Raw genomic sequence first — 6,342 nt, forward strand, 5'->3', positions numbered from 1 at the left:
CCACCGCCTGGCCGGCGAACACCCAGCGGGCGATCGCAGCGACCTGCGGGTCGGCAGCGGGCCGCGCCTCGACCTGGCCGGACACGCGCCAGAGCGATCCGCGCGCCGTCTCGCCGACCGGCTCCAGCCGGTCGCGCTGGTCCAGCGCGATCGCGGCCGTGCGGCGCAGCGACTGCGCCGCCTCGGTGGCGGGCTCGACGGCCGGGGCGAGCAGCACGAAGCCGATGCCGCGCTCGGCGAGCGGGGCCACGGCGTCATCGGCTGCATCTGTGACGAGATCGGCGATCAGCTCGGCCGTCTCACGGTCGGCGGGGGTGGCATCCACACGCGTCGCGCGCACCGTGCTCTGGCCGCCGAGCGTTTCGCTGGCGCCCCACACGACGTCGGCGGCGACCGAGCCGTCCGCGAGCGGGGCGATCACGATGGTGCCCAGCGACGGCGATCCGCGACCCTCGGCAGCCACATACGCGGGCAGGGTGCTGGCCGTGCCTTCGGTGAGGGCTGCCGCATCCCGCGCCTGCGCGGTGAGGGCGGGGACCGCGCACACGGTGAGCGCCGCCACGACACCGGTCGCAGCCATCACACGCACCGTCGACATCGTCGGCACGACGTCGAGGGTGATGAGCGCGGCGCCGATGACGCCGAGCCAGGCCAGGCTCAGCCCGGCGCCAGGCCACACGACGACGGGCTCGGCGGCGGCGGTCACGGCAACCGAGACGGCCACGGCGGCGTACGCGGTGGCGAGTCCGAGGGCCCCGATCGACAGCAGCACCACGCCGGCCGCCCAGCGCACTGTCAGCGGTGCGATGAGGCCGAGAAGCGCCGGCAGCGCAACGAGCAGCGGCACCCACCAGGTCGGACCACCCCCGAGCATCTGCCCCCAACCGCCCGGGTCCGGAGTGGGGAAGCCGGCGGCGAGGAGGGCGCGTCCGGCCGCATCCGCTGTCGCCACCGGCCCTGCCCACGGCACGCCGGGGTCGGCGAGGAGCCCCCACGGGTTTCCGGCGGTGAGCTGCTCCCACACCAGCGGGGCAGACATGGCGGCGGTGGGCACCACCAGCCACCCCACGCGTGCCGCGCCACGACCGGTACCGCGTCCGGCGGCGATGGCGAGGGCGAGGACCCACAGCACGAGGAGGGCGGGAACGAGCGACGGGGCGCACGCGGCGACGCCGACGAGCACGAGGGATGCCATCCCCGCGGCCGCCCACGAACGGTGCGCGACCGAGCCGGCGTAGAAGAGCCAGGGCAGCAGCAGGTGCAGGATCACCGCGGCCGGCCGCGGCTCCACCAGGACGTTCAGGAAGGTGGGCGCCAACGCCCACGCGACGCCGCCGGTGATGCGCAGCAGCGAGCGGTCGGTCACACGGGTCGCGGCGAACCAGCCGCCCAGCACCGCCAGCGGCAGGGCGAGCACCCAGAGCACGACGAGCGCCTGCGAGGGCGCGGCCGGCGACAGCGTGCCGATGAGAGCCACGACTGCCGAGAAGGGGTCGGCGGCGGCGACGGTATCCAGCCCCAGGGGTCGCTGACCGTAGGCGGCATCCGCCCACAGCTGCGCCACGGTGTCGCGCAGCGGCGCCAAGGCGCCTCCGCCGACAACCGGCCACGCCAGCAGCGCCGGGAAGGCGGCGACCGACACGACGAGGGCCGCCAGCACCGCCCACGCCCCACCGCCGCTGAAGAAGCGCGACTCGGTGCGCCGGGCATCGGCGAGGCGATCGGAGTCGTCGGTGAGCGCCAGGTTCGTGCGCAGATCGGCGCGCCCGATGCGCAGCGCCGCGAGGCTCTGCCACGACACCCTCCTGGTGCGGCGGATGCCGGCGCGGGCGCGGGCGACGGCGGGGATGCGCACCATTGCGGTGACGGCCGCCGCCCACTCCGGCCAGATCTGGCCGGGCCGCTTGGCCACGAGGTGAACGATAGTGCGCCAGAGGGCGATGGGGAGGATGGCCAGCCACTGCAGCGGCAGCACCGGCGCGGGGGCATAGACCAGTCGACGGTGCAGCTGCGCCGTGCGGATGGCGAATGCGCGACGCATGCGCCTGCGAGAGCCGTAGACGTCGGGAAGCCCGGCCACGCCGTCGCCGGCGACGGCGACGATGGCGTTCGGCACGAGCGTGACGCGGCCGCCCGCCAGTCGCGCGCGGACTCCGAGGTCCAGCCCTTCGTCGGCGCCCGACAGACCGCGATCGAGTCCGCGCAGCTCGCGCCAGACCGCGGTGCGCACGAGTACGCCGCGGACGTCGGCGGCCAGCACGTCCTGGCCTGCGTCGTGCTGCCCCTGATCGAGCTGGCCGTCGGCGAGGCCGACCGCCCGCCCCAGGGTGGTCATCGACACCCCGAGCGAGACGATCTCGCCCCGATCGTCCCAGCGCACCAGCTTCGGTGCGGCGAAAGCCACCGAGGGCGCGAGCTCCAGGGCGCCGGCGAGCCGAGCGAGCGCCTGCGGCTCGGGAGCGGTGTCCTGGGCCAGCAGCCACACTGCGTCGCCGCTCACCCGGTGCGTGGCCAGAGCTGCGGCTTCGGCGTAGCGGGTCGTGCGTGGTGCGGAGATCACGCCCTCGGCGCGGGAGTCCGCCGCCAGCTGACGGAGGTTGTCGTCCTCGCCGCACAGCACGATCGTCAGAGCGTCGACGGGGCGGGTCTGCGCATCGAGCGCCGCGAGCGTGCGCCGGAGGTGGAAAGCGGCGGGGGTGCGGCCGTCGGGGCGCACGACGAGGATGGCGTGGACTCGGGCGGGCATGACGCAGACAGCCTAAGCGCGCGAACGTCGCATGCCGCGCCGCCGCGCGCGGGTCGCGCCGATCAGGTCAGGAAGCCTGGCGCTTGAGCTTGCGCCGCTCGCGCTCGCTGAGTCCGCCCCAGATGCCGAAGCGCTCGTCGTTGCGCAGCGCATACTCGAGGCACTCGGTGCGCACGTCGCACGAGGCGCAGACGCGCTTGGCGTCGCGGGTCGATCCGCCCTTCTCGGGGAAGAACGCCTCGGGGTCGGTCTGGGAGCACAGCGCGTCGCTCTGCCAGGCGAGGGTGCCGTCGTCGTCCTGGACGGGGCGGCGCACACCGGGAACACCGAGCTGCACAGGGTCTACGAACCAATTGTCGGGAACACCCGAGCGATACTGCGAACCAGTCATCTCGTCTCCCGCCCTGACCGATGTACGCACGATGCGTGCGCTTGCCTAATTACACCGGTGTGATTCGCCGCGGTCAAGTCGCAGATCGTAAACCCTCAACCGCCAGTTCAACCTTTACGGCGTGTCTTCGGCGTGTCGCGAAGATTTTTTTGGGGGCGTTCAGTGGGCGCCGGGCTGGGCGAGGAAGACCTCGCCGGCTCCGCTGAAGGTCAGCACACCCTCCTCAGCGTCGGCGAAGACGGCGGTGCCGGCGACCAGCCCGACCGCGGCCGACCGGCTGCCCCTGACGGACACCGGGCCGCGGACCGCCAGCGCGACAGCCGGTCCCGTCACGGTCGCAGTCGCAGTCGCCTCACCGTCGACGACGACGTGGGTGAGCGCGAAGTCGGGCATGCCCACGTCGAACACACCGTCCTCGGGGATCACGACCGGCGCCGGCGCCGGCGTGGTGTCGACGATGCGCAGCAGCTCGGGCACGTCGATGTGCTTGGGGGTGAGTCCGCCACGCAGCACGTTGTCGCTGGCTGCCATGAGCTCGACGCCCAGACCGTCCTGGTAGGCGTGCAGCACGCCCGCCGGCGCGAAGAGCGCTTCGCCGCGGCGCAGCTCGACGAGGTTCATCAGCAGCGCCACCACGACACCCGGGTCCCCCGGGAAGTCCGCGGCGATGGTGCGGAGCAGGGCGAACTCGGCGGCGAACTCCGGGTCGGAGGCGCTGCCCACCGCCTCGATCACCCCGTCGACCTCGACCTGCGCCTGCCCCGAGAGGAGCCACTCGAGGGTCGCGCGGAGCGCCGCCGCCTCGTCGTCGCCCTGCAGGTGCGAAGCGAGCGCCGACGGGCCGGGCCCGTCGCCGAGCGCGGCGACGAGACGACGGGTGGCGGCAAGGGGCCGCAGCCCCACCAACGCACGGAAGACGTCACTGACGGCGACGATGATCTCGGGCTTGTGGTTGTCGTCACGGTAGGTGCGCTCTGCGGCGTCGCGGGCGATGCCGGCCGCCTCCTCGCGGGCGAACCCGGCCTCGGCCTGCTCCTTGGACGGGTGGGCCTGGATCGACAGGGAAGACCCCGCGGCCAGAAGCTTCATGAGGAACGGCAACGGCGGCTCACCGCGCCGGCGCAGCCAGACGTCCAAGGTGGCGCCGGAGCCGTCGCCGACGACACTCGGATCGCCGGGGTGGTCGCCGAACCAGATCTCTGCCTCGGGTGCGCCGGAAGGCGTCCGCCCGGTGAGTTCGGCCAGCAGCGTCGTCGAACCCCAGGCGTAGTCGCGCGGGGTATTGAAGAGAGGGACCAGCACGCTCCCAGCCTAGGCGGGCGGCCGCCCTGCACGCGCAGGGGCGGGCGGTAGCCTGAACACACCATGGCCGTCCACACCCAGCATCCGGTCTCGGCGCCGCCGGCCGCGCCGCCGCGCGAGCGCACCGGGGTGCTGCTGCTGCGCGCGTGGTGCGTGATCGTGCTGTTCACCACCATCACGGGCACGGCGTGGGTGCTGGCAGTCGGCGGGCTCGGCGCCGCGCTGATCGGGGTGGGGTCGGCCCTCGTGTCGGCGGTCATCTGGCTCGCGACGCGTCCTCCGGTGCAGTGGCGGCGCCTCCCGTGGTTCGTCCTGGCCTACGTCGCCTTCGCCACCGCCTCGCTGCTGTGGACCCAGTGGCCGGCGACGACCCTGCTGACCGTCGCGCTGCTGCTGGTCACCACATTCCAGGGCCTGTTCGTCGCGGCGACGCTCACCTGGCAGGAGCTGGTGCGCGCCGTCGCGTCGGCGTGCAAGTGGGTCGTGGCCCTCTCGCTGCTGTTCGAGCTGTGGGTGTCGGTGTTCGTCGGCGGCCCCTTGCTGCCGCGCTTCATCGTGCCCGAGCGGCCGGCGCCCGACCCCATCGTGTACTGGTCCCGCGACAACCTCTTCGACGGCGGACGTATCCAGGGGATCTTCGGCAACGCCAACCTGCTCGCGTACGCGGCGCTGTTCGCCCTCATCGTGTTCGCGATCCGCTATGCCGCCCGCGCACCCCACCGCCCCCTGCTGCTCGGATGGATGGCCGCGGCGCTGTTCCTCTTCGTCCGCGCCGGGTCGGCCACCGCGTACGTGGCCGCAGCCCTGGTGCTCGTGGTCCTCGTCACGGTGCTGCTGATGCGCACCACCCGGCGACCGGGCGAGCGCACGCGCTACTACATCGTGTATGCGGCGGTGGCCCTGGGTGGACTCGCGGCCGCGTGGCTTCTGCGCGACCGCGTCTTCTCCCTGCTCGGCCGCTCCAGCGACCTCACCGGCCGCGAGACGATCTGGAATGCCGTGCTCGCCAGGGCGTCCGAGAGGCCCGTGGCCGGGTGGGGCTTCGCCACCCCGTGGCTGCCGTGGGAGCCTGCGTTCGACGGCTGGATCGTCGACCACGGCGAGACGGTGATGCAGGCGCACAACATGTGGCTCGACGTCTACCTGCAGCTGGGCATCGTGGGCGTCGTGCTCATGGCGACCACCTACCTCGCGTTCATCTGGCGCTCGTGGTTCTTCGCCGTCGACCGCCCCCGGTGGGACCTGCGTGCCGACCGGCCGTACTCGCCGCTGACGCTGCTGCCGACGCTGACGGGTGCGGTGCTGCTCGTGCAGGGGCTCGCCGAGTCCGGACCGCTACTGCTGTGGGGGTGGCTCGCAGTGGTGATGTTCGCGTTCAAGATCAAGCAGGCGCCGCTGGTCGGGGTCGGCGCGGCCGAGCAGACCCTCGCGCTCGAGCGCGGCGAACTGCCCCAGCGGGCGGAGTGACCGGCGTGGTGCGGGCGGGCGACCGTGGCCGAGGCCACGGTCTGGGGGCGCTGCTGTCGTCTGCGGCGATGGCCAGCGCCTTCACGCATGCCGCGCTCGGCGCCGTCTTCGCCGGGTACCTCATCGAGCGGGTGGCCGGCCGCGTCACGTACGTCACGATCGTCGCGGGACTGTGCGTCGTGGGTGCGGCGATCCTCACCGCACGCCGCCGCGAGATCTCCGCCCTGCGGCTCGTCCCCACGACCCTGCTGGTGTTCCTGGGATGGCTCCTGGCGAGCGTCAGCTGGAGTCAGGATGCCGCGGGCACGATCGCCGGCTGGCTGGGGTTGTCGGGGCTCGCCTTCATCGCCGTCGTCATCGGGCACGTGCGCGACACGCTGCAGACCGCCCGCGCGCTCGGCGACGTCATGCGGGTGCTGCTCACCGTGTCACTCGG

The 6,342-nt window shown here is 73.3% G+C and carries 4 protein-coding genes and 1 pseudogene; 2 read left to right on the forward strand and 3 right to left on the reverse strand.

Features of this window, described 5'->3' with window-relative positions:
- From NQ160_RS16290 to manA, 3 genes are all read right to left on the reverse strand, one after another.
- Positions 1-2,746: glycosyltransferase (locus NQ160_RS16290; RefSeq protein WP_257516217.1), on the reverse strand; the 2,746-nt coding region annotated here is incomplete at its 3' end.
- Positions 2,747-2,813: 67 nt separating this feature from the next.
- Entirely contained in the window at positions 2,814-3,137 is a 324-nt protein-coding gene (locus NQ160_RS16295; protein WP_285178413.1) for a WhiB family transcriptional regulator, read from the reverse strand.
- A gap of 159 nt (positions 3,138-3,296) precedes the next feature.
- Positions 3,297-4,439, reverse strand: coding sequence for a mannose-6-phosphate isomerase, class I (gene manA, locus NQ160_RS16300; protein WP_257516218.1), 1,143 nt, complete (start codon positions 4,437-4,439; stop codon positions 3,297-3,299).
- A 63-nt stretch (positions 4,440-4,502) separates the two neighbouring features.
- On the opposite strand from manA, the gene NQ160_RS16305 reads away from it, so the two are divergent.
- Together NQ160_RS16305 and NQ160_RS16310 are read left to right on the forward strand one after the other, a co-directional pair.
- Positions 4,503-5,906, forward strand: a complete 1,404-nt coding sequence (locus NQ160_RS16305; protein ID WP_257516219.1) for an O-antigen ligase family protein — start codon at positions 4,503-4,505, stop codon at positions 5,904-5,906.
- Positions 5,903-6,342: pseudogene (locus NQ160_RS16310) on the forward strand (O-antigen ligase family protein); the annotation flags it as partial. The gene NQ160_RS16305 and the pseudogene NQ160_RS16310, both read left to right, overlap by 4 nt.

The sequence above is a fragment of the Microbacterium sp. zg.Y909 genome (assembly GCF_024626565.1).